This window comes from Mesorhizobium sp. WSM4820 (assembly GCF_055811075.1).
In genome coordinates, this window is record NZ_JBVVQN010000005.1 from 81016 (window position 1) to 103544 (window position 22529).

A 22529-nucleotide genomic window follows, 5' to 3' on the forward strand; every position below is an offset into this window, starting at 1 on the left:
CGGCAGCAATGGAACATGACGATGCGCTATGTGAGTACCCGCGGGGAAGCGCCCGTGCTTGGATTTTCCGACGCTGTGCTGGCTGGTTTGGCGCGCGATGGCGGACTTTATGTCCCTGAAACCTGGCCGCAGTTTTCGGCAACTGAGATCCGCGCGATGCGCGGCCTTGCCTATCCCGACCTCGCCGTCCGCGTGCTGTCGCCGTTTCTCGGCGGCGAGATCGCGATGCCGGTGTTCGAACGCCTGGTGCGCGAAGCCTATGCGACGTTCCGTCACGAGGCGGTCTGCCCGCTGGTGCAGACCGGCTCGAACATGTTCGTTCTGGAACTCTTCCATGGCCCGACGCTTGCCTTCAAGGACGTCGCCATGCAGCTTCTCGCCCGGCTGATGGACCATGTGCTTGCCGAACGCGACCAGCGCGCCAGCATTGTCGGCGCCACCTCCGGCGATACCGGCGGGGCCGCCATCGATGCCTTCGCCGGGCGCAACCGCACCGACATCTTCGTTCTTTTCCCGCACGGCCGGGTCTCGCCGGTGCAGCAGCGGCAGATGACGACGTCCATCGCCGCAAATGTCCATGCGCTGGCGGTCGAAGGCAATTTCGACGATTGTCAGGGCCTGGTGAAGGACATGTTCAACGATCACGGTTTTCGCGACCGGGTATCGCTGTCCGGCGTCAATTCGATCAACTGGGCCCGCATCATGGCCCAGATCGCCTATTACTTCTCATCGGCGCTGTCGCTCGGCGCGCCCGACCGGCCGATTTCGTTCACGGTGCCGACCGGCAATTTCGGCGACATCTTCGCCGGCTACGCCGCCAAGAAGATGGGGCTGCCGATCGAGCGGCTGATCATCGCAACCAACGACAACGACATTCTGGCGCGCACGCTGTCGAGCGGCGAGTACCGCACGAAAGGCGTCTTTTCGACCACGTCGCCGTCGATGGACATCCAGGTCTCTTCGAATTTCGAGCGCTTGCTGTTCGAGGCGGCCGGCCGCGACGCCTCTACCGTGCGGCGCTACATGAGCGGCCTCAAGCAGTCCGGCGCCTTCACCATCGAAGCCGGCGAGATTGCCAGGATCCGCTCCGAATTCGACGCCGGCCGTTCGACCATGGACGAAGTCGCCGCCACGATCCGCTCGACGCTCGCAGCCAGCAACTATCTGCTCGACCCGCACACGGCCGCGGCCATGCACGTTGCGGTTGCAAGAGCCACCAATGCCGTGCCGATGGTGGTGCTGGGCACCGCCCATCCGGCAAAGTTCCCGGCCGCCGTCGAAGCGTCCAGCGGCGTGTCGCCTGCCCTGCCCGCATGGCTAGGCGGGTTGATGACTTCAGAGGAAAAATACACGGTACTTCCATCCGACCTGAAAATGGTGGAAGATTATGTTAGCCGCCACACGCGGGCGGCAAATTAGGGAGTATCAGCTATATGGGTGTTGAGGTAAGCCGTCTGTCGAACGGCCTGACAGTCGCCACCGAAACCCTTCCAAGCCTCGAATCCGTCGCTCTTGGCGCCTGGATCAAATCAGGCGCCCGCAATGAGCGTAGCGAAGAGCACGGGATGGCCCACCTGCTTGAACACATGGCGTTCAAGGGAACCAGAAGGCGCAGCGCCTTCGAGATCGCCTCCGAAATCGAGGATGTCGGCGGCGAGATCAATGCCGCCACCAGTGTCGAGACCACCTCCTATTATGCCAGGGTGCTGAGCGACGACGTGCCCCTGGCCGTCGATATCCTGTCCGACATCCTGCAGGAATCCGAGTTCGACCCGCAGGAACTGGAGCGCGAGCAGCATGTGATCCTGCAGGAGATCGGCGCCGCACACGATACGCCCGACGACGTCGTCTTCGACCACTTCACCGAGACGGCCTTCCGCCACCAGACGATCGGCCGCTCCATCCTCGGCACGCCGGAAACCGTCAAATCCTTCACCTCGAAGCAATTGCGCAAATTCATCGAACGGCAATATGGCGCCGAGCGCATGGTGATCGTTGCCGCCGGCGACATCAAGCACGACAACTTCGTGCGCGAGGTCGAGAAGCATCTCGGCGGTTTCCGCAGCAAGTCCGACAACACCATGCCGCAATATGCGCAATATGTCGGCGGCGATTTCCGCGAGGACCGCGACCTGATGGACGCGCAGATCGTGCTGGGGTTCGAGGGCCGCGCCTATCATGTACGCGACTTCTACGCCTCGCAGGTTCTGTCGATGATCCTTGGCGGCGGCATGTCGTCGCGTCTTTTCCAGGAGGTCCGCGAAAAGCGCGGGCTGTGCTATTCGGTCTATGCCTTCCACTGGGGTTTTTCCGATACCGGCATATTCGGCGTCCATGCCGCGACCGGGCAGAGCGACATCGCCGAATTGGTGCCGGTGGTCATCGGCGAGTTGCAGAAGGTCGGCGAGACCATCCTGCAGGAAGAACTCGACCGGGCACGCGCCCAGTACCGTGCAGGCCTGATCATGTCGGCCGAAAGCCCAGCCAGCCGCGCCTCGCAGATCGCCCGGCAAATGCTTCTGTTCGGCCGGCCGATCGCCAAGGAAGAGCTGATGGAACGGCTGTCGGCGTTGACGGTCGAGCGGTTGACGGACCTTTCGTCACGGCTGTTTTCGACCAAGCCGACGCTGACTGCCGTCGGACCGGTGGGCACGCTCGCTCCCTATGAGGCGGTCCTCGAGTCGCTTTCGGGCACGCAGACCACGGCCCGAAAGCTCGCCGGCTAAGTCCATCAAAGCGTCATGTTCGCGCTCCCTTTCTTTCGCCGTGACCTGCCGGCACTGAAGGGTGACCGGGTCACGCTGCGCGTGCCGCTGACCAACGACTATCGGGAATGGTCGGTGCTGCGCGGGGAAAGCCGCGCATTCCTGGAGCCGTGGGAGCCGCGCTGGAACCCCGACGAGCTCGACCGCACGGCCTGGCGGCATCGCCTCAGCCGCTATCGCGAAGACTATGCGCAGGGAACGGCCATAGCCTTCTTCATCTTCGACAAAGGCAACGCCAAGCTTGTCGGTGGAATCACCCTCGGCAATATCCGCCACGGCGTCGCGCAAAGCGGCCATATCGGCTACTGGATCGGCGAGCGCTACAGCGGCCGTGGCCTGATGACCGACGCGGTCAAGGTGGTGACGCGCTTCGCCTTCGATACGCTGAGGTTGCACCGGATCGAAGCTGCCTGTATTCCCGACAACGCCCGGTCGATCCGCGTGCTTGAAAAAGCCGGATTCCGGCGCGAAGGACTTCTCCGATCCTATCTCAGGATCAACGGCATCTGGCAGGACCACTACCTCTACGCCCGGATCGAGGACGATCCGCCGGGCGCGGAAACGAAGGACTGATTTTGACGAATTTCCTGCGAATCGGGTCGTTGTTCGCCTTTGTGCTGACGGCAATCGTCGTGCTCTGCGGGGCGTCTTCGGCCTTCGCCGTCGAACCGATCAAGATTGCCCGCGACGATGTGGCGCTCGACCTTTCGGGCGCCGTCGAAATCTACCGCAACCAGGGCGAGAATTTTCAGGTGTCGACTGCTCCGGGACCGGACGGCATCGTGCGGCGCATCGAGGTCGAGGCCAATGATGCGCGCTCGACCGGCGACTGGGCGGTGTTCGCGCTTGCCAACACCACCGACCAGCAGCTCGACAGGCTGATCGTCGCACCGCATTTCCGGCTGGTGAATTCCGGTATCTTCTGGCCGGATCTCGGCTCGACCCGCATTGCCGCGATCACGCCCAGCGAGGGCTTCGCGCTCGACCGCCAGAGCAGCCCCGACGCTGATGTGTTCCGGGTGACGCTGAACCCCGGAACGGTGATCACCTTCATTGCCGAACTGGCGTCGCCCAAACTGCCGCAGGTCTATCTTTGGGAGCCGGAATCCTACAAGGATTCGGTCAATTCCTACACGCTGTTTCGCGGCATCGTCATCGGCATCGCCGGCCTCCTGGCGCTGTTCCTGACCATCCTTTTCGTCGTCAAGGGGACCTCGATGTTCCCGGCAACCGCAGCGCTCGCCTGGGCGGTGCTCGCCTATATCTGCATCGATTTCGGCTTTCTCAACAAGGTCCTGGAAATATCGCCCGGCAACGAGCAGATGTGGCGGGCCGGAACGGAGGTGGCGCTTGCAGCGACCTTCGTGGTGTTCCTGTTCGCCTATCTCAACCTTAACCGATGGCACGGCCATTTCAGCTACGGCGCTCTGGTCTGGATTCTGGGGCTGCTGCTGATCGCCGGCGTTGCAATCGTCGACCCGGCGGTCGCCGCCGGCATCGCCAGGCTGTCCTTCGCCGCCACCGCGCTGACCGGCCTCGGCCTGATCATCTTCCTCGGCATACGCGGCTACGACCGTGCCATCATGCTGGTGCCCAGTTGGGTCATGGTGCTGTTGTGGCTATGCGGGTCGTGGATGGCGATCACCGGCATGCTCGACAACGACATCGCCCAGCCGGCACTGGGCGGCGGTCTGATCCTCATCATACTGCTTATTGGCTTCACCGTCATGCAGCACGCCTTTGCCGGCGGTGCGCTGCATCAGGGCCTGTTCTCCGATCTCGAACGCCAGGCGCTGGCCGTGGCCGGATCGGGCGACACGGTGTGGGACTGGGACGTGATGCGCGACCGCGTCGTCACCAGGCCGGATGTCAGCATCCAGCTGGGCCTTGCGCCCGACAGCCTAGGCGGCGCTGCCCGCAACTGGCTGCCGGTACTCCATGCCGACGACCGCGACACCTTCCGTACGACGCTCGACGTGGTGCTTGAACACCGGCGCGGCCGGGTGTCGCAGAATTTCCGCCTGCGCGGCGCCGACGGGCACTATCACTGGTTTTCGCTGCGCGCCCGGCCGGTGATCGGATCGGACGGCGAGGTCATCCGCTGCGTCGGCACCATGGTCGACGTGACGGAGCAGAAGAAGTCCGAGGAGAGGCTGTTGCACGATGCCGTGCACGACAATCTGACTGGCCTGCCGAACCGGGAATTGCTTATGAACCGGCTGGAGGCGATCATCTCGATCGCGCGCACGGAAGAGAAGGTCCGTCCCACCGTCTTCGTCATCGACATCGACCGGTTCAAGCAGGTCAATGACGGGCTCGGCATCTCGGCCGGCGATACCATCCTGCTCACTGTTGCGCGCCGGCTGCACCGGCTGCTCAAGCCGAAGGATTCGCTGTCGCGCTTTGCCGGCGACCAGTTCGCGCTGATGCTGCTTTCCGAGCAGGACCCGGCCCGCATCGCAGCCGTTGCCGATGCCATCAAGCATGCGATCAACAATCCGATTACCTTTGCCAAACGCGAGATCGTGCTGACCGCCTCGATCGGTCTGGTCACCTGGACCTCGGCGCAGAGTTCGGCCGAGGACATGGTCAAGGACGCCGAGCTTGCCATGCACCAGGCCAAGCGTTTTGGCGGCGACAGGATCGAACCGTTCCGACCCGCCTTTCGGACCGTCGGCACCGACCGGCTGCAGTTCGAGTCCGACCTGCGCCGCGCCATCGAACGGCGCGAATTCACACTCGCCTACCAGCCCATCGTGCGGCTGGAAGACGGCAGTGTTGCCGGCTTCGAGGCGCTTTTGCGCTGGGATCATCCGCGTCGCGGCATGATCCCGCCAGGCGATTTCATCCCGGTCGCCGAGAGCTGCGGCCTGATCGTGCAACTTGGCTTGTTTGCCATGCAGCAGGCCGCCGAAGATCTGGCGGGATGGCAAAAGCAGATCGGCGACGCGCCGCTGTCGGTTTCGGTCAACCTGTCCAGCCGACAGCTCATCCGCCGCGATCTGGTCAGCGACGTTCGCTCGGTGATCGCGCGGGCCAATCTGAAGCCGCGCTGTTTCCGACTCGAGCTCACCGAATCGCTGGTGATGGACAATCCCGAGCAGACAGCCCATGTGCTGAACAAGCTGAAGAAGCTTGGCATCGGCCTGTCGCTGGACGATTTCGGCACCGGCTACTCATCGCTGGCCTATCTGACGCGCTTTCCCTTCGACACGATCAAGATCGACAAGAGCTTTGTCGACGACACCACACCGAAGCGCGCGGTGCTGCTCAAATCGATGGTCAACATGGCGCATGAACTCGGCCTTTCGGTCGTGGCCGAGGGCATTTCGGACGAAAGCGATGCGCTCGAACTGCGCCAGATGGGCTGCGAATATGTGCAGAGCTTCATGTTCGGCGCGCCGATGCCCGGCGATCAGGTGCTGAGGACGCTGAAGGAACAGTATCCGCTGACCCGGGCTTGATCTTGTTCATGTCGTTGTCCCAAAACCGCTGCCCTTTTTGGGCGGCATGAGCCTGGCGATTGGCACCCGCTGGAGCGCATCGGCAAGGTCTCAGCTCCCGCGGCTCGGCACTCCATCAAAAGTACGACCGGCGGTCACGCGACTGTGAACTGGGAGTATTGGTTTACGGCTCGCGCTGTGCATCATACCCACTTCGCGAAATCGGTGCGAAGAGCTGACCCGCTGATATTCAGCCTGCTGGCCGGAATCACCGGTCATGATGGAGGCCCAACTGATGAATTTCGACAAGATTTCTGCCTGGGCTCCGGTGTGGTTAAGCGTCGTGAGGATCATGTCGGCGCTGCTGTTTCTGGAGCACGGAACTCAAAAGCTCTTCAATTTTCCGCCCGCTCCCGAGCCGATGCAACTGTCGGGGCTTATTGTGATCCAGGCATTGATCGAGCTGATCGGAGGCGCGCTGCTTGCCCTCGGACTCTTCACCCGGCCCGTCGCGTTCATTCTGTCCGGCAACATGGCGGTCGCCTATTTCATGGCGCATGCGCCGCAAAACTTCTTTCCCGTTGTCAACGAGGGCGACTCGTCGATCCTCTACTGCTTCATTTTCCTGTACTTCTTTTTCGCGGGAGGCGGCGCGTGGAGCGTCGATGCGGCCCGTCGCGGGACCGGCCTCGCGACGCCCTGAACAGGATCGCGAGGGAACTTGCTGGGCGGCTACCAGCGGAGCATGTCCGACAGCCTGCCAGGTCGAAATGATAGGGAAGTTCCGGCTCCGCTGATCGTCGCTTTCGGGCCCTTTGCTGGACATTCCCCAACGCGAGATACGCGCCCTTAGGGCGGCCATTGCCGCACTTTTAACCCGTCGCTTTCCCTTATGCGGGCATCAGATCCCGCATGATCGCGACCGTGCTGCTCGTGTCTAGGTGCCTTCTGTCGGCGATAGAGATAGTTCTCGGGAAGACCGAGGCGACGGCACGACTGGACGGCCGGAGATGAAGGGAGCACGATGCGCTCGCAGATTGCAGCCGTCGTCTTCACAAAAGCACGCTCCCACGGCTTCAACGTCCAGTGGTCGCCGAGTGCCAACCGCTTGCGGACCCAGCGGGGCAGGATCTCGACAGCTGCCTTCAGAAATGGCCGCTGAAGCGGTTGAGCCACCCCCGGCAAGACGGGAACGTCTTCCATGATCTGCAGGAATTCCAGGACGATCGGCGATGCGACGAGTCTTTGCCTCATCACGTCGAACAGCGCGTAAAGCTCGGCCTGCGACGTGGGCGCGTCAACCGCACCATAGAGAAGCGCGACGGGGCGAGCCTCGGCGAACATCGCATCCCGTTCGAAAAAATGCAGTCGATGCACATAGATGTGATAGGCCTCCATGAAACCAAACCCGGCCGTCGCTTGCACCCAGTCCAGCAACTCCGGGTCGGTGGCGTCGTATGGCTCACCTTCGCTGGTTCGGCCTGAAACGCGCTCATGCATCCTGACCACACCTTCAATCATGGCCTTGGCCTTGGTCCGGGGACCGTAGACCGTGACCAAGGCGGCGAGGCCAGTGCGCCGTAATCGTCGGAGCGCGTCGGAGCGGAATGTGCTGTGCTGCCAAATGGCGTCGCGAACCCGCGGCTCTGCCAATTCGAGCAGCACCGCCGTAACCCCGCCGATGAACAGCGCAACCGGGTTCTTGAAAATACGCCACGACACCGAGTTTGGCGGCAACAGCGCCGGCTCGCCCCGCGGGGTCGAGAAGTCCATCTGCGATCCGAGCCGCTGGCGCATGAACGACTGCGCAAGATTATCCACACGACGCCCAAGCGGGCGAGGCAGAGGAAGGGTGCCCGAATTGCCAAACATGCTCCGACTCTCCTGGCAACGCGTGTGGCTGGCGGATGCAGCACGAACGTCTTGGCCCTTCCGTCGTTCCAAAGATTCAAACTGGCGCGCTGCATAACTCCGCAAGAACACCGGGCCCGGATAGCCATCACGAGCCCGGTCGCGCCGGCCCTATGGGGTAAGATCGAGCGCCGGCACGATTCTGTGATAGGGCAGCCCCGCATCGTCGTTTAGACGCTTCACGTCGACATCGGAGGCAGCGTCAAACAGGCACATGCAGCGCCCGTCCTCCGGTGCGAAGGTCGAGCGCAGATAGCTGATGTCGGTGCCGTTGGAGGTCATCTCGGCGGCTTTGCTGATCGCCGCCTTCTGCGCATCTCCCAGAACTTCCATGCTGATGCCCTTGAGGTCGCGTTCCACCATGTAGACAGTCATTTCCAGATCTCCTCCTGTGAAAAGTGACCACAGGAGTTGAACGCAGCTGCGGGCGAAAGAGAACGACATTTTTTCTATCGATCGATAGCCGACAGTTATCGATGAAAGGATTACAATGTCGTTTCGTGGAACCGCCTCGGGAGGGCTCGCCATGGAGATGTTTCAGGTCCGCTACGTGCTTGCCGCCGCGAAGATGCTGAACTTCACCAAAGCCGCCTCCGATTGCAACGTGTCTCAGCCGGCGCTCACCAAAGCGGTCAAGACGCTCGAGGATGAGCTTGGCGCGCCCTTGTTCCACCGCGAGGGAAAGCGCGTCCTCCTGAGTGAGTTCGGGCGCTCCATTCTGCCGCATCTTCAGCAGATCATGCAGGAGGCCCACGCAACCAGAACGCTTGCCGACAATTTCAGGCTGCTCAACCAGGTGCCGATCCGCCTCGGCGTCATGTCGACCATCGGACATGTGAAACTCGCCCGGTTCCTCGCAAAGTTCCAGCGCGACTATCATGGCGTCGAGCTTGAAGTTAGCGAGGCGAGCGTTCAGGAATTGAAAAACAGGCTTGAGCAAGGCGATCTCGATCTTGCCGTTCTCAATCCGCTGGAGGGGTTGGGAGCGGCGTTCCGTGTCCATGATCTCTACAGTGAGCGTTACGTCGTCGTATTCGCGCCGGATCACCGGCTTGCGAGCCTCAATGCAATCAAGTTGGTCGATCTCTCTCAAGAACCCTACGTCGATCGTCTGTCCTGTGAAATGCGGGACCTGGTGATGGGTGTGTGCCGGGAAAGAAACGTCAGCCTTTATGCCCGCTTTCGTTCCGAGCGCGAGGATTGGATCCAATCAATGGTGCTGGCGCGGATCGGCTTCGCCTTCATGCCTGAATATTCGGTGACATCGCCTGAACTTTTGCAGCGTCCGCTGATCGAACCCGCGGTGGCACGCACGGTGTCCCTGGCTAGCATTCCGGGCCGGCCCTATAGCCCGGCGACGGCGGCAATGGTCCGAGCTGCCCAGACGTTCGATTGGCCAGGCTAGGCGTTTAGCGCTGAGGCTTGAGCTTTGCTGATTTGAGATGCGTCAGATTCAACTTCTCGGCCGCTCGGCCCACGTGGCACTCGTCGTGCACGATCGCAAACAGAACGAGGAGGTTGAGATCAATCCTGTTCAGCATGTCGATGAAATCATATCATTGGATTCAGCATCACCGAAGTGCGATCTCCTGAGCAAGCGGAGCAGGCGCAAGGCGCGCTTCGCATCGGAAACAGATGCAGGAGCACCCGCATGCCAGTATCACGACGTTCCCTTCTCGCCGCAGCAAGCGCTGGTGTGGCATTGTCAGAAACTGCAAGATTAACGAACGCCTCGGCACAGGCTCTTGCGGAGCCTGCCATGGACCAGACGGTTGCCGATCTCGTCGAGCGGTCTGCGGAAGCAAATTCGGCGCTGATGCGCGGGGAGATAACGAAGTACTACGAGGTGATCCCACATACCGGGGACTTCCTGCTGATGTCTCCATTCGGCGGAAAGCCCACGCGGGCTTCTGAACTGACTGCGGAGCGGATCGAAGCGATGGGCCGCTTTTTCAAGAACGGGACCTTCGAGCACGAACTCCTTCAAGCCTATGGTTCCGCCGACATGGTGGTCCTCGCGATCATTGAACGCCCGCATGTCGAGGTCGGCGGTCTGCCAGCACAGGATTGGCCGCTGCGGGTTACCTTGGTCTATCGCCGCGAAGAGGCGGAATGGCGCCTGGTGCATCGGCACGCTGACCCCCTGGTCAAGGGCGTGAGTCTGGAGCAGGCGGCGGCCCTTGCACGCGGCGAAGCCGCGTGATGCGAAGAGTGTTGCCATTACCGACGGAGCGCTCTGGCTGAAGGTCCAAAGCCCGCTGAAGGGTTTTCGCTTCTCGTCGACGCAGAACGTCATTCAATGGCGCCAGATGTGGCCCGACGCGCCTTGCGAGCACCTGCTGGTGCCGGTGGAGTAGATCCGCCATAGTCATGCGCCCTGAGGGAGGACGATCATGACCTTGCCCAGCTACGCAATGAACCAGGTAAGTTTCCCGGAGATGTACGAGCGGTGGCTCGTCGGCCCTCTCTTCCGTCCATGGGCCGAGATGGCTCTTGACGAGTTGGAATTGTCTTCGGGCGATCGCGTACTCGATATCGCTTGTGGAACAGGAATAGTGGCGCGCGTTGCAAGAGAGCGGCTCGGTGGAGCCGGATTTATCGTCGGTGTCGACGTCAGCGCGGACATGCTTGCCGTGGCGCGGGCTGTAGAACCAGCCGTCGACTGGCGCCAGGGCAATGCCGGCGAGTTGCCTCTGCGTAGTGGTGAGATGTTCGACGTGGTCGTCTGCCAGCAAGGACTGCAGTTCTTTCCTGACAAACCCGCGGCGGCGGCGCAGATGCGTCGCGCGCTGACGAAGGGTGGCAGGTTGGCAATCGCCACGTGGCGCCCGGACGACGAAATCCCGTTCTTTCGCGACCTGCGCCGCGTCGCGGAGCGCCATCTGGGCGCCATCGCCGATCAGCGGTACAGCTTCGGGGAAGCGGCTCCGCTTGAGGCGCTGCTGCGAGACGCCGGCTTCCACGAGGTCCGATCGAGGATTGTTTCGCGCACCATCCATTTCGGGGAAGGCGTACCTTTCCTGCAATTGAATACGATGGCGCTGGTCGGGATGAGTTCGTCAGCCAAGGAATTGGGTGATCAGGAACGCAAGCGCGTCGTGGAGGCAATCGTGAGCGGGAGTGCGCCCGTGCTGCAGCCATACACCATCGGGTCGGGACTGGCCTTCGAGCTCAGCACCAATCTGGCGACAGCCAAAGGCTAAATGATCTCTCACCAGCTGCGGACTCGTTCGATCGAGTATTGTGCCGAGAATGGCTGCTCATTCACAATCTGCCGTTCGAGAACCGAAAGGATTGCCCGGCTGCGGTCGAAGGCAGACCACCTCAGGGAAATTTCTGCTCGCCAATCGAGAGGCTTCACAAGCAACGCATCGGCTACGCAGCCCTCGATTAAAACCAGCTTGTTTTACATTTCGAATTATTTTGCCGCACTGTGGCCATTGTGCCGCCATTATCCATGACTAGTTGAATGAAGCACTGACCGTTCTTCTTGTCTTTTTCGACGTTGACGGCTCAACGTTGGAAATAGACCTGTCCCAAAATATCTGGGCGGCTAGACAAGGAACGGAGGGGGACCTGGCGTCACTCCAAAGAACATTTGAATTCTTTGCTTGCGGAGCCTTCGTCCTTTCGGGCGGACGGCCTTTGTCGAAAAGGATGGCGGGGCTTGGCCTGGCGGCGACCGTGGCAGCCATGCCATGGCCGGTCTATTCGGGAGTCCTGGTCAACGGCGTGACCGAAGCCGCGGTTGCCACTGCTGTTCCGTTCTCGGCTCTGAGTTTTCCCTCGGCCGCGCCCGAGTTCGACATCATCGATCCAGACACCATATCGACCTCTGGACGCGAGGGAGAACGCACGCTGGCCCAGGCATTGAAGGGCACCGTCTCCATCCTTTCCCAAGGCGCGGAACAGATCGTCCTCGGCATGTCGATGCACGAGTTCGGCGAGTACAAGGTGTCGCAGCACATCGCCAGCGAAATCCTTCGTGCAGCCAAGGACACCCAATTTCCTGCCGACACGCTTTTTGCGATCGCCGAGAAGGAATCCTCCTTCGACATCAACAATCGCCCGTCTAAAGGGTCGGCGCTTGGTCTTATGCAATTCCTCGACCAGACATGGCTCGAGGCGGTGAAGAGGTACGGTGCAGAATTCGGCCTGGGCGACGAAGCGGAACTGATCCGGACCCGCCCCGAGGGCAAGCGCGAATACCATTTCGTCGAGGACAAGGCCGAAGAACAGCGCATCCTTGAATTCAGGCGCGATCCCTATCTGTCGGCGGCACTTGCGGCCAAGAACCTTCTCGCGGCCAAGCAACGCATCGAAGCTCGTCTTGAGAAGGCCATGGATGAAAGGGATCTCTACCTCCCCCATTTCCTTGGCACCAACGGGGCAGCAGCGCTCCTGTCGAATGCCGATGAGAAGCCCAATGCCACGGCCAGCACAATCTTCCCCAAGGCGGCACGCTTCAATATTGCGATCTTCAAGGCCGAGGGAAAACAGCTCACCGTCGGCCAGTTTCACCAGCGCCTGCGCTCCTTCCTGGAAGCCCGCATCGGCAAATACAGCGATGTCGAAACGCGCGTGAAACAGGCTGACCTGTCCTGGACGTCGGGTTTCGAGAATCTCGTCTACGATCTGGGCAAACGGCTGGCGATGGCAATGCGGCGGTAACCAGCCAGGTATCGGGTTTTAACCTCTAAAGCGCGTCGCGTTTGATCGGCCTCACGCGACGCGCTTTAGGTTGTTGTTCTATGCATGTCGCTATCGCAAAACCGCTGCACACCCACGGGTCAAGCCCGAGGGCATGCTTTTGCGCGACATGCATTAGGCGTGACCGGCGGCCAGGCTGAGATGCGCGAGGTCGATACCGATCGACGCGAGTATCCGGTCGTATTTGCGTTCGATGTCGGTATCGAACAGAAGCTCCGCATTTGCCGGGCAGGTCAGCCAACCGTTCTCGGCGATTTCGCTTTCCAGCTGACCGGCGCCCCAGCCCGAATAGCCGAGCGCCATCAGTGCGTGCCGAGGCCCGCGGCCCGACGAAATGGCGCGCAATATGTCGACGGTCGCGGTGAGGCAAATGTCGTCGGAGACGGCCAGCGACGATTCAACCCGGTAGTCGCCCGAATGCAGGACGAAGCCGCGGCTGCGGTCCACCGGTCCGCCGTTGCGGACGACGAAGTCGCGGGCCTGCGCGGGCAAGCGGATCGCCTCCTGTTCGTTCATTATGCCGAGTTGCACGAGCAGATCCGGAAACAGCATCTGCTGTGTCTGGTTGATGACCAGGCCCATCGCGCCTTCGTCGCTGTGCGCGCAAATATAGATGACGGAGCGCGTGAAGCGGTCGTCCTTCATGCCGGGCATGGCAATCAGGAACTGGTCGTCGAGAAAGCCGCGTCCCGCAGCCATCTTCTTGTGGCGCAACAAGTCCATGAGGGGAGCGTAACGCGTTTCTGGAGCGCCGAAAAGATGCGCCGCGGGCGATTTGGTCGCAGATGTGCATCCAAGGCACGCAAAGCTGTGCCCGAGGTCACGCAAATATGATAGCAGCGGCGCCATGAAGTCATTGCGCAGCCATGAACCGACGCTCAAATCACCGCCATGCAAAGCTTGAAGGTCCTGTTGCTCAGCGCCGCTGTCGGATGTGGAACCGGTCTTCCCGCCGCAGCCTCCTCGTCGATCTGGTACGAAAGCGAAGGCGGCAAAGTACGCCTTGTGACCAGCGGCAAGCCCGACACAGCCGGACGCATTCATGGCGTCCTCGATATTTCGCTCAAGCCTGGCTGGAAAACCTACTGGCGCGATCCGGGCGACGCGGGCGTGCCGCCGCAAATCGATATTTCGGCCAGCACCAACATTGCCAACGCGACGTTTTCGTTTCCACCACCCCAGCGCCACGACGACGGCTCCGGCAAATGGGCCGGCTACGACCATCCGGTTTCGCTGCCGGTAACGTTCACGCTGTCGGCGCCGAACGAGCCGGCCGTCATCGTTGCCGATATCTTTCTCGGAATTTGTGAGACGATCTGCATCCCGGTGCAAACAAAGCTGACCATCGATCCGGGCTCCGATCCGGACAATGTCGAAGACGCCGCTTTGGTGAAGTCGGCGCTTGCAACGCTGCCTGCTCCCGCAAGACCCGATTTCGGCGTCAAGATCCTGCCGGGCGACCGCGAGACACTGATTGTCGAGGCGAGCTTTCCGGGCAATCCCAAAGCAGCGGATTTCTTCGTCGCCGGCGAGCGGGACTACATGTTCGGCGTGCCGGCCCGCAGCGAAAAGGACGGCAAGCTGGTGTTTACCGTGCCGATCCTCGACAGACCGACGACGACGCCGACGGATGGCGGACTTTACTACACGCTGACAACTGCGGCCGGCGCCGTCGAAGGCCTGCTGCCGTTCCCTTGATCCCCAGCAAAGGATGTTCAGATCGAACATCCCTTGCTCCGGCCACCCCGACAGTTGCGGGAAACGGCTGAATTCGCTATCGCAAGGACACTCCCTTCCATTTGTCAAACGAGGACCACGATGATGATTGCCGTTCGCGACAAGCTGCCCCAAGCGACCTTCAAGACGATGACTGCCGACGGCGCAAAAGCGATCACGACGGCCGAGATTTTCTCGGGAAAGAAGGTGGTGCTGTTCGCTGTTCCCGGCGCCTTCACGCCGACCTGCTCCAACAACCATCTGCCCGGCTTTCTGGATAATTACGACGCCATCCTGGCGCGCGGCGTCGACACCATCGCCGTCGTCGCCGTCAACGATGTCCACGTGATGGGCGCCTGGGCCCGCTTCAGCGGCGGTGAAGGCAAGATCCTCTATCTTGCCGACGGCAATGGCGATTTCGTCAAGTCGATCGGTCTCGACGCCGACCTTTCCGGCGGTGGCATGGGGCTGCGCTCGAAGCGGTTTTCGATGATCGTCGACGACGGCAAGGTCGCCGCGCTCAATGTCGAGACAAAGCCTGGCGTTGATGAATCCGGTGCTGCTCACATTCTCGGACAGCTTTCCGTTTTGGCGACAGCATAGGCCGAGGTTGCCGCGGTCCTTTGGCCTGACTATCGCGCTCGTTTCGGCCGCGGCGCGTCCAATTGGGCGTGCAAAGAACGCTGTTCAGGAATTGCCTGCTTTTAGGGGACCTCAATGATGTATGACCACTTCTGGCGCGCTGTGGCGATCGGCATCGGCGCCACGGCACTCATGGACCTCTGGGCGATTTTCATGAACACGGTGTTTGCTCAGCCACGGCCGAACTGGGGACTGGTTGGTCGCTGGGTCTGGCACCTGAGGGACGGCAAGGTCTTCCATGACGATATCGGCGAGGCAGCACCCTATGCGCATGAATCGGCGCTGGGCTGGGCCTTCCACTATTTTGTCGGCATCGTCTACGGCATCGTTCTGGCCGTTTTGGCGGGAGCGGCGTGGCTGGCCGCGCCGACCTTCCTGCCGGCCTTCATCCTCGGCATCGTCACCGTAGGCGCCGGCTGGTTCCTGCTGGCGCCCGGCATGGGCGCCGGCTGGGCCGCGTCAAAGCGCCCCAACCCGATGCAGATCCGCGCCCTCAACCTCGTGTCGCATACTGTGTTCGCGCTCGGACTTTTCGGCACAGCGCTGCTGATCCGCTGAATATGGCGGACCAGACTGGTCAGTAGCCCAGACTGGTCAGTAGCTTTGGGTCGAGCGGCGCAGTTTCCTGGCTGCCGGTTGTTTGGCTTGGGTGTTTTCCCCAGCCGAAACGGGCGCGGGCCTGGCCGTCTTGTTCTTGAACGGCGCCATGCCGAGCCGCGCCAATTCGTCGGCACGCTCGTTCTCCGGATGGCCGGCATGGCCCTTGACCCAATGCCAGATCACCTGATGACGGTTGCGCGCCTCGTCGAGCGCCTGCCACAGTTCGGCGTTCTTCACCGGTTGCCTGGCAGCGGTCTTCCAGCCGTTGCGCTTCCAGCCGTCGATCCAGCTGAAAATGCCGTCCTTGACATAGTTGCTGTCGGTATAAAGATCGACCGCACAGGGTTCTTTCAGCGCATTGAGCGCCGAGATGGCGGCCAAAAGTTCCATGCGGTTGTTGGTGGTAGCAGCCTCGCCGCCCGACAGTTCCTTCGTGACGCCCTTGAAGCGCAGGACAGCCCCCCAGCCGCCAGGCCCCGGATTGCCCGAACAGGCACCATCGGTGAAGATTTCAACGCGCTTGGTCATGTCAGTCCGTATTCGGAAGGAGATTTGATCGCCCGGTGGAAACGCATACGCCTGATATATTCGGTCGGATCGCGTTTCACGACCAGCCCGCCATTGGCAATGATCAGCCAGTCGTAAAGCCGGGTCAGCATGAAGCGCAGTGCCGAGCCGCGCGCCAGCATCGGCAGCGCAGCTTTCTCTTCGCCGCTCAAGGGCCGCACGCTTTGGTAGCCGGCAAGCAGCGCCGTGCCCTTGGTCAGGTTGAAGGAAAAATCCTTCTCGAAGCACCAGGCATTGAGGCAGGTAGCGACATCATAGGCGTAGAGATCGTTGCAGGCGAAATAGAAGTCGATCAGCCCCGACAGTTTCTCACCGAGGAAGAAGACGTTGTCGGGGAAAAGATCGGCATGGATGATGCCTTCCGGCAGGCCGTTCGGCCAGTTCCTCTCGAAATCGGCGAAGTCGGCATCGACCTCGGCCGCCAGTCCCGGCTCGACCTCGTCGGCGCGAGGGCGAGAGGCGCTCCACAGCTTGCGCCAGCCATCGATGGCAAGGGCATTCGGACGGGTCATCGGAAAGTCGGCGCCGGCCAGATGCAGCGCCGCCAGCGCCTTGCCGACCTCGCCGCAGTGCGCTGATGTCGGCCGCCGCAGCGAAACGCCTTCGAGGAAGGTGATGATGACCGCCGGCCGGCCGGCAAGCGTTCCGATGACGTCGCCATCATGCGCGGTCACCGGAAGCGGGCAGGAAATGCCCTTCCTGGCGAGATGGCTCATGAGGCCGAGGAAGAACGGCAGGTCGGCCTTGTCGACGCGCTTTTCGTAGAGCGTCAGGATGTAGGAGCCGCTGGTCGTGTGCAGCAGGAAGTTCGAGTTCTCGGTGCCTTCGGCTATGCCCTTGTAGGACAGGAGATCGCCGACTGGATAGGCCTTGAGGAACGCGCCGAGCTCGCCTTCGTTGACGTCGGTGTAGACCGCCATGAACCTTACGCGGCCCCGTTGACGAAAGCCATGTCGGCGGCCGTCAGCTCGACGTCGCGCAGCACCCGCATCACCGGAAAATCCTCGGTTTCCGTCGCCGTCACCGCCAGCTCGATGGTTACTTCGAAGCGCTGCCGGAACGCATCGATGATCTCGTCGACGATGATTTCCGGTGCCGAGGCACCTGCCGAAAGACCGAGCGTCGAGATGCCGGCGATCTCGGTCCATGGAATTTCGGAGGCGCGCTGCACCAGAATCGACATCGAGGCGCCGGCGCGTTCGGCCACTTCGACGAGACGCCGCGAATTTGAGGAGTTGGGAGCGCCGACGATCAGGAAGAGATCGGCACCCGCGGCGGTCTCCTTGACCGCTTCCTGGCGATTGGTGGTGGCGTAGCAGATCGATTCCGCTGCCGCCGCATGCAAATCGGGAAAACGATCCTTAAGCACCCGAATGATGCCGGCGGTGTCCTCGACCGACAGCGTCGTCTGGGTGACGAACCCGAGCGCCTGCGGGTCGGCGGGCACCAAATTCGCGGCGTCGGCTTCGGTCTCGATCAAGGTGACGGCGCCGTCCGGCAACTGCCCCATCGTGCCGATCACTTCCGGGTGGCCGGCATGGCCGATCAGAAGCACATGACGGCCGAGCCGCTGATGGCGCATTGCCTGCTTGTGGACCTTCGACACCAGCGGGCAGGTGGCGTCGAGATAGAAGAGGTTGCGCGCCTGGGCGTCCGCCGGCACCGACTTCGGCACGCCATGCGCCGAAAAGACGACCGGGCTCTGACGATGCTCAGCCGGTATCTCGGAGAGCTCCTCGATGAACACCGCACCGAGGCTTTGCAGCCCCTCGACGACGTAGCGATTATGGACGATCTCGTGGCGAACATAGACCGGCGCGCCATATTTCTTCAGCGCCAGCACGACGATCTGGATGGCGCGGTCGACGCCGGCGCAGAAGCCGCGCGGCTGGCAGAGCCTTATCGTCAGCGGTGGCTTTGTGGTCGTGTGAAGCATGATTCCCGGCCGGTTGGTCGTAGCGTGAACTCAAGTCTTGAACTCAAGGCGCGAAATGAGGCGCGCACCCCTGCCCTGTCAAGGGCCGATCATAGAGCGACGTGCGTCCATTTGGACGCACAAAGTACGCTGTAGAGCCGTTCGTGGAACGGCTCTACCTCTTGGTTTTAACGCAATTCCGGACGGAAAACCGTTTCACACTTTTCCTGGAATTGCTCTGACACTTTCAATCTACGCATCGTGCTTTCCGAAAATCGATTCCGATTTTCGGGCCGATGCGTCTTTCGCCGGGCGGCGAAGCCTAAAGATGAGGACGCCGGCAAGGGCAGCGGCAAGGCCGTACCAGGTTACGGCATATTGCAAATGGCTGTTCGGCAGGTCGATGATTGTCACGCCGCCGACCGGCAGCCCACCCGGGTTCGGCGTGGCGTCCGCGTCGATAAAGAATGGCACCAGCCCCGCGCCGGCCGGCAGACCGGCGCTGGCCGCCATGGCGTCGCGATCCTTCCAGTAGAAGATGTTTTTCTGCGGATCATTGTCGGGAAGCATCATCGAGGGCTTTGCCGGCAGCGGATTGCGGGCGAGCCCCGTCACCGTTGCCTGGCCCGCACCATGGCTTTGCGGGCGCTTGGCAGCGTCCTTGAGATCGTACGGCACGAAGCCGCGATTGATCAGGACGAAGCGGCCGTCCTCCAGATGCAATGGCGTGAAGACATCGAAACCGGACTGGCCTTCCCAGGTCGCGAAGAAATGTCGCTCGCCTTGATGCAGGAACGTGCCTGATGCCGTCACCGGCGTGTAATCCACATCGCCGCTGGCGGCAAACCGCTTTTCGACCTCGGCCAACGGCAAGGGCGCTGAGTGCGTGCGCCGGTCGATGGTCTGGAGAAGACCCTCTTTCCAGTACAGGCGCTGGACCTGCCAGGTGCCGAGCGCCAGCAGGATGAAGAACAGCACGAGGCCAAGCCCAAGCAGCAATGCCGTCTTCGGCCGCGAACGGCCTGCAATCGAAGCCGATGTCGTGCTCATTCGCCGAGGTCCAACCTGCCCTCTGCCGCCTTGTTGCGGTATTGCAGCGTCAGGAGCACACCCTTGATCAGCCTGAGCGCGCCCAGGCAAAGCACCAGCGTCAGCGGTATCCACAGCAGGAAATGCAGCCAGAGCGGCGGGCTGAGCGTCACCTCCATCCACAGCGCCAGCCCGACGACGATGAAGCCGATGATCAGGATGACGAACACCGCCGGACCGTCGCCGGCATCGGCGTAGGAATAGTCGAGGCCGCAATTGGCGCAGCGTTCGCCGACGGTGAGGAAGCCGGAAAACAGCCGGCCCTCGCCGCAGCGCGGGCAGCGGCCGTGCAGGCCAGCCGAAATCGGATCGATTGCTGGCCAGATCGCCTTGTCGTCGCTCATTCCGATACCTTAATGCATGTCGCGCAAAAGTGCGCAGCGGTTTTGCGATAACGACATGCATAAAAACAAGAACTTAAAGCGCGTCGCATGAATCCATTCAGCCGTGACGCGCTTTAATGCCCTTCACTCCAAAAGGTAAGGCGGCCACGTCGCCGCAGCCGCCTCATCGATTTCCTCAGGAAGATTTCAGTGGCCTTCGATGACCGCGCCGCTCGAGGCCCAGACATAGATCGACGCGAACAGGAACAGCCAGACTACGTCGACGAAGTGCCAGTACCAGGCGGCGGCCTCGAAGCCGAAATGGTGCTTGGGCGTGAAGTCGCCCTTCATCGCGCGGACCAGGCAGACCAGCAGGAAGATGGTGCCGATGATGACGTGGAAGCCGTGGAAGCCGGTCGCCATGAAGAAAGTGGCGCCGTAGATCGAATCCCTGAAGCCAAACGGCGCGTGCATGTATTCGTAAGCCTGCACCATGGTGAACAGGATGCCGAGACCGACGGTCAGCACCAGGCCGTTGATCAGCCCCTTGCGGTCGCCATGAAGCAGCGCGTGGTGCGCCCAGGTCACCGTAGTGCCCGACAGAAGCAGGATGACGGTGTTGTAGAGCGGCAGGTGGAAGGGGTCGAGGACCTCAACGCCCTTCGGCGGCCAGACACCGCCGGTGAAGGTGGCGCGGGCATATTGCTGTGCCTCGCCGGGAAACAGGCTGGCGTCGAAGAAAGCCCAGAACCAGGCGACGAAGAACATCACCTCGGAAGCGATGAACATGATCATGCCGTAGCGCAGATGCAGCGACACAACACGCGTGTGGTGGCCTTCATGCGCTTCCCTGATGGTATCCGACCACCAGGCGTACATGGTGTAGATGACGATCAAGAGGCCGATGAAGAACAGCCACGGATTGGCGATGTTGAAGCCGAAGATCGGGAAATCGCCGCCCTTGAGATACTGCATGTAACAGACGCCGCCGATCGCGGTGACCAACGCGCCGACCGAGCCGAGGAATGGCCACGGGCTCGGGTCGACGAGATGGTAGTCATGTTGTGGTTTTGCGTGCGCGTCTGCCATATCAACCCCCGAGGCTTCGTTCGGTATGTGAAACTTTGTTGCTTGTGCCTTCGGCCGGCACTGACGACACGACCGGCTTGGTCTTCTCGTTCTTCTCGACCGGGAACATCGTGTAGGACAGGGTAATCGTCTTCAGGTCCTTCAATTCCGGCGCATTGACGATGTCGGGATCTACATAGAACACGACCGGCATGTCCAGCGTCTCGCCAGGCTTCAGCGTCGTATCGGTAAAGCAGAAACACTCGACCTTGTTGAAGTAGGATCCCGCAAATTCCGGCTGCACATTAAAGGTCGCGCGGGCCGTGGTGGCGCGGACGAACTTGTTGGTGGCGCTATAATGCGCCTGCGCCGTCTCGCCTATCTTGATGGTGACGGAGCGGGCGACCGGCTCGAACTGCCAGGGCACGCCGGCCGTGTTGGCGTCGAAACGGATGGTGATATCGCGGTCGAGCACCCGGTCGGCATATTGCTGCGTTGCGCGTTTCACGGTGCCGCCGTAACCGGTCGCCTGGCAGAACATCGCGTAGAGCGGCACCGCAGCATAGGCCATGCCGATCATGCCGCCGAAAAAGGCGATGCAGACCCCGGCGACGATGCGGTTGGTGTTCCTGTTTTGAGGATGGGTCACCGTTTGACGGTTCATCTGAGCCTCACATCGTTCCGGTGAGGTTGTGACCGAATTTCACGACGGTCGCGATGTAGAAGATGACGACAAGCACCGCCAGCGCCAGGCCGATGGCCACCGAGCGGTTGCGCCGGGCCTTCTGCTGGCGCTCCGTCAGCGTGACGAGTTCAAGCTTCTTGTCGGCCATGGTCATGCTCCGCCCGTGGCCAGCGCGCGCCCGACAACGCAGTCGGCAAGGTAGATGGCGAAGATGGCGAAGAGGTAGAGCAGCGAATAGCCGAACAATGCCTTGGCCGGCTTCATGACATGGTCGTCATCCGTCATCCGCAGCACCTGCCACGCATACCAGACGAAGCCGGCGCCAAGCAGCACCGCAAGGACGCCATAGACGGGTGTGGTGAAGCCGAGCGCCCATGGCAGCACGCCAACCGGCGCAAGGATCAGCGCGTAGGCAAAGATCTGGCGTCGGGTCGAAGCCTGGCCGGCGACATTCGGCATCATCGGGATGCCGGCCCTGGCATAGTCCTCGGACTTGAAGAGGGCGAGCGCCCAGAAATGCGGCGGCGTCCACAGGAAGATGATCAGGAACAGGACGACGCTTTCCAGGCTGACCGTTCCGGTCACCGCGGCCCAGCCGATCACCGGCGGAATGGCGCCGGCAGCACCGCCGATGACAATGTTCTGCGGCGTCCAGCGCTTCAGCCACATCGTGTAGACGACGGCATAGAAGAAGATGGTGAAGGCCAGGAGTGTGGCCGACAGCCAATTGACCAGCACGCCGAGCGTCATCACCGACAGCACCGACAGCACCAGGCCGAAACTCAGTGCCTCGCCGGGCCGGATGCGGCCGGCCGGCACCGGACGGCCGGCGGTCCTGGTCATCACCGCGTCGATATCGGCGTCGTACCACATGTTGAGCGCGCCGGACGCGCCAGCCCCGATGGCAATGGCCAGGATCGCGATCACCGCCAGAAGCGGATTGATGGTCACGGGTGCTGCGACCAGGCCGACAAAGGCGGTGAACACCACCAGCGACATGACGCGCGGCTTCAACAGGGCGAAGAAATCGCCCGCCGTCGCTTCCGACATGCGAAAGCCCGGTTCGTCAGTCAATGTGTCGTCGACAAGGGCCAT

At 61.7% G+C, this 22529-nt stretch carries 25 protein-coding genes and 1 pseudogene; 13 read left to right on the plus strand and 13 right to left on the minus strand.

Annotated features, from left to right (window positions below; translation table 11 throughout):
* Positions 1 to 21 precede the first annotated feature (21 nt).
* From thrC to AC0L2R_RS10175, 5 genes are all read left to right on the plus strand, one after another.
* A complete protein-coding gene (thrC, locus tag AC0L2R_RS10155) occupies positions 22 to 1419 on the plus strand; it encodes a threonine synthase (protein WP_473508688.1) in 1398 nt (465 codons plus the stop codon).
* Positions 1420 to 1433: 14 nt separating this feature from the next.
* Entirely contained in the window at positions 1434 to 2726 is a 1293-nt protein-coding gene (locus AC0L2R_RS10160; RefSeq protein WP_473508689.1) for a M16 family metallopeptidase, read from the plus strand.
* A 15-nt stretch (positions 2727 to 2741) separates the two neighbouring features.
* Positions 2742 to 3338, plus strand: coding sequence for a GNAT family N-acetyltransferase (locus AC0L2R_RS10165; protein WP_473508690.1), 597 nt, complete (start codon positions 2742 to 2744; stop codon positions 3336 to 3338).
* Between the two features lie 2 nt (positions 3339 to 3340).
* Complete coding sequence (locus tag AC0L2R_RS10170) at positions 3341 to 6229, plus strand: EAL domain-containing protein (RefSeq protein WP_473508691.1); 2889 nt, start codon at positions 3341 to 3343, stop codon at positions 6227 to 6229.
* A gap of 274 nt (positions 6230 to 6503) precedes the next feature.
* Entirely contained in the window at positions 6504 to 6911 is a 408-nt protein-coding gene (locus tag AC0L2R_RS10175; RefSeq protein WP_031254957.1) for a DoxX family protein, read from the plus strand.
* 146 nt (positions 6912 to 7057) lie between these two features.
* Here AC0L2R_RS10175 and AC0L2R_RS10180 read toward each other — a convergent pair whose 3' ends face one another.
* Positions 7058 to 8080: an oxygenase MpaB family protein gene (locus AC0L2R_RS10180; RefSeq protein ID WP_473508692.1), complete on the minus strand. Its 1023-nt coding sequence runs from the start codon at positions 8078 to 8080 to the stop codon at positions 7058 to 7060.
* 150 nt (positions 8081 to 8230) lie between these two features.
* The gene (locus AC0L2R_RS10185; RefSeq protein WP_473508693.1) at positions 8231 to 8494 is read right to left on the minus strand and encodes a DUF4242 domain-containing protein; all 264 of its coding nucleotides are present in this window, start codon (positions 8492 to 8494) and stop codon (positions 8231 to 8233) included.
* Positions 8495 to 8645: 151 nt separating this feature from the next.
* On the opposite strand from AC0L2R_RS10185, the gene AC0L2R_RS10190 reads away from it, so the two are divergent.
* Entirely contained in the window at positions 8646 to 9524 is an 879-nt protein-coding gene (locus AC0L2R_RS10190; RefSeq protein WP_473508694.1) for a LysR family transcriptional regulator, read from the plus strand.
* A 40-nt stretch (positions 9525 to 9564) separates the two neighbouring features.
* Here the strand turns inward: AC0L2R_RS10190 and AC0L2R_RS10195 are convergent.
* Positions 9565 to 9660 (minus strand): annotated as a pseudogene (locus tag AC0L2R_RS10195) (LysR family transcriptional regulator); the annotation flags it as partial.
* 218 nt (positions 9661 to 9878) lie between these two features.
* Here AC0L2R_RS10195 and AC0L2R_RS10200 point away from each other — a divergent pair.
* The 4 genes from AC0L2R_RS10200 to AC0L2R_RS10215 all read left to right on the plus strand — a co-directional run bounded on the left by AC0L2R_RS10200 (position 9879) and on the right by AC0L2R_RS10215 (position 12790).
* Complete coding sequence (locus tag AC0L2R_RS10200) at positions 9879 to 10322, plus strand: nuclear transport factor 2 family protein (protein WP_027152370.1); 444 nt, start codon at positions 9879 to 9881, stop codon at positions 10320 to 10322.
* Positions 10300 to 10476, plus strand: coding sequence for a hypothetical protein (locus AC0L2R_RS10205; RefSeq protein ID WP_473508695.1), 177 nt, complete (start codon positions 10300 to 10302; stop codon positions 10474 to 10476). Before AC0L2R_RS10200 ends, AC0L2R_RS10205 begins: the two co-directional genes overlap by 23 nt.
* A 36-nt stretch (positions 10477 to 10512) precedes the next feature.
* Complete coding sequence (locus AC0L2R_RS10210) at positions 10513 to 11322, plus strand: class I SAM-dependent methyltransferase (RefSeq protein WP_473508696.1); 810 nt, start codon at positions 10513 to 10515, stop codon at positions 11320 to 11322.
* A 442-nt stretch (positions 11323 to 11764) separates the two neighbouring features.
* Positions 11765 to 12790 (plus strand): transglycosylase SLT domain-containing protein, encoded by a 1026-nt coding sequence (locus AC0L2R_RS10215; protein ID WP_473508697.1) that lies wholly within the window; start codon positions 11765 to 11767, stop codon positions 12788 to 12790.
* Positions 12791 to 12943: 153 nt separating this feature from the next.
* On the opposite strand, the gene AC0L2R_RS10220 is transcribed toward AC0L2R_RS10215, so the two are convergent.
* Positions 12944 to 13552: a YqgE/AlgH family protein gene (locus AC0L2R_RS10220; protein WP_023799312.1), complete on the minus strand. Its 609-nt coding sequence runs from the start codon at positions 13550 to 13552 to the stop codon at positions 12944 to 12946.
* A 168-nt stretch (positions 13553 to 13720) separates the two neighbouring features.
* On the opposite strand from AC0L2R_RS10220, the gene AC0L2R_RS10225 reads away from it, so the two are divergent.
* From AC0L2R_RS10225 to AC0L2R_RS10235, 3 genes are all read left to right on the plus strand, one after another.
* A complete protein-coding gene (locus AC0L2R_RS10225; RefSeq protein WP_473508698.1) occupies positions 13721 to 14527 on the plus strand; it encodes a protein-disulfide reductase DsbD domain-containing protein in 807 nt (268 codons plus the stop codon).
* Positions 14528 to 14647: 120 nt separating this feature from the next.
* The gene (locus AC0L2R_RS10230; protein ID WP_473508699.1) at positions 14648 to 15148 is read left to right on the plus strand and encodes a redoxin family protein; all 501 of its coding nucleotides are present in this window, start codon (positions 14648 to 14650) and stop codon (positions 15146 to 15148) included.
* 117 nt (positions 15149 to 15265) lie between these two features.
* The gene (locus AC0L2R_RS10235) at positions 15266 to 15745 is read left to right on the plus strand and encodes a DUF2938 domain-containing protein (RefSeq protein ID WP_473508947.1); all 480 of its coding nucleotides are present in this window, start codon (positions 15266 to 15268) and stop codon (positions 15743 to 15745) included.
* A 36-nt stretch (positions 15746 to 15781) separates the two neighbouring features.
* Here AC0L2R_RS10235 and rnhA read toward each other — a convergent pair whose 3' ends face one another.
* From rnhA to AC0L2R_RS10280, 9 genes are all read right to left on the minus strand, one after another.
* Entirely contained in the window at positions 15782 to 16315 is a 534-nt protein-coding gene (rnhA, locus tag AC0L2R_RS10240; RefSeq protein WP_023799316.1) for a ribonuclease HI, read from the minus strand.
* Positions 16312 to 17274, minus strand: coding sequence for a homoserine kinase (locus tag AC0L2R_RS10245; protein WP_023799317.1), 963 nt, complete (start codon positions 17272 to 17274; stop codon positions 16312 to 16314). The genes rnhA and AC0L2R_RS10245 overlap by 4 nt, the downstream gene beginning before the upstream one ends.
* A gap of 5 nt (positions 17275 to 17279) precedes the next feature.
* On the minus strand, positions 17280 to 18290 hold the full coding sequence (gene ispH, locus AC0L2R_RS10250) for a 4-hydroxy-3-methylbut-2-enyl diphosphate reductase (protein WP_473508700.1): 1011 nt from the start codon (positions 18288 to 18290) through the stop codon (positions 17280 to 17282).
* Between the two features lie 231 nt (positions 18291 to 18521).
* Entirely contained in the window at positions 18522 to 19319 is a 798-nt protein-coding gene (locus AC0L2R_RS10255; RefSeq protein ID WP_473508701.1) for an SURF1 family protein, read from the minus strand.
* Positions 19316 to 19702 carry a DUF983 domain-containing protein gene (locus tag AC0L2R_RS10260; RefSeq protein WP_023799320.1) on the minus strand — a complete coding sequence of 129 codons (387 nt, stop codon included), beginning with the start codon at positions 19700 to 19702 and terminating at the stop codon, positions 19316 to 19318. The genes AC0L2R_RS10255 and AC0L2R_RS10260 overlap by 4 nt, the downstream gene beginning before the upstream one ends.
* A gap of 186 nt (positions 19703 to 19888) precedes the next feature.
* Positions 19889 to 20770 (minus strand): cytochrome c oxidase subunit 3, encoded by an 882-nt coding sequence (locus AC0L2R_RS10265; protein ID WP_027152361.1) that lies wholly within the window; start codon positions 20768 to 20770, stop codon positions 19889 to 19891.
* Position 20771: 1 nt separating this feature from the next.
* Positions 20772 to 21413, minus strand: a complete 642-nt coding sequence (locus AC0L2R_RS10270) for a cytochrome c oxidase assembly protein (RefSeq protein WP_473508702.1) — start codon at positions 21411 to 21413, stop codon at positions 20772 to 20774.
* Between the two features lie 7 nt (positions 21414 to 21420).
* Positions 21421 to 21582 carry a hypothetical protein gene (locus AC0L2R_RS10275; protein ID WP_077381685.1) on the minus strand — a complete coding sequence of 54 codons (162 nt, stop codon included), beginning with the start codon at positions 21580 to 21582 and terminating at the stop codon, positions 21421 to 21423.
* Positions 21583 to 21584: 2 nt separating this feature from the next.
* Positions 21585 to 22529, minus strand: a complete 945-nt coding sequence (locus AC0L2R_RS10280) for a heme o synthase (protein ID WP_473508703.1) — start codon at positions 22527 to 22529, stop codon at positions 21585 to 21587.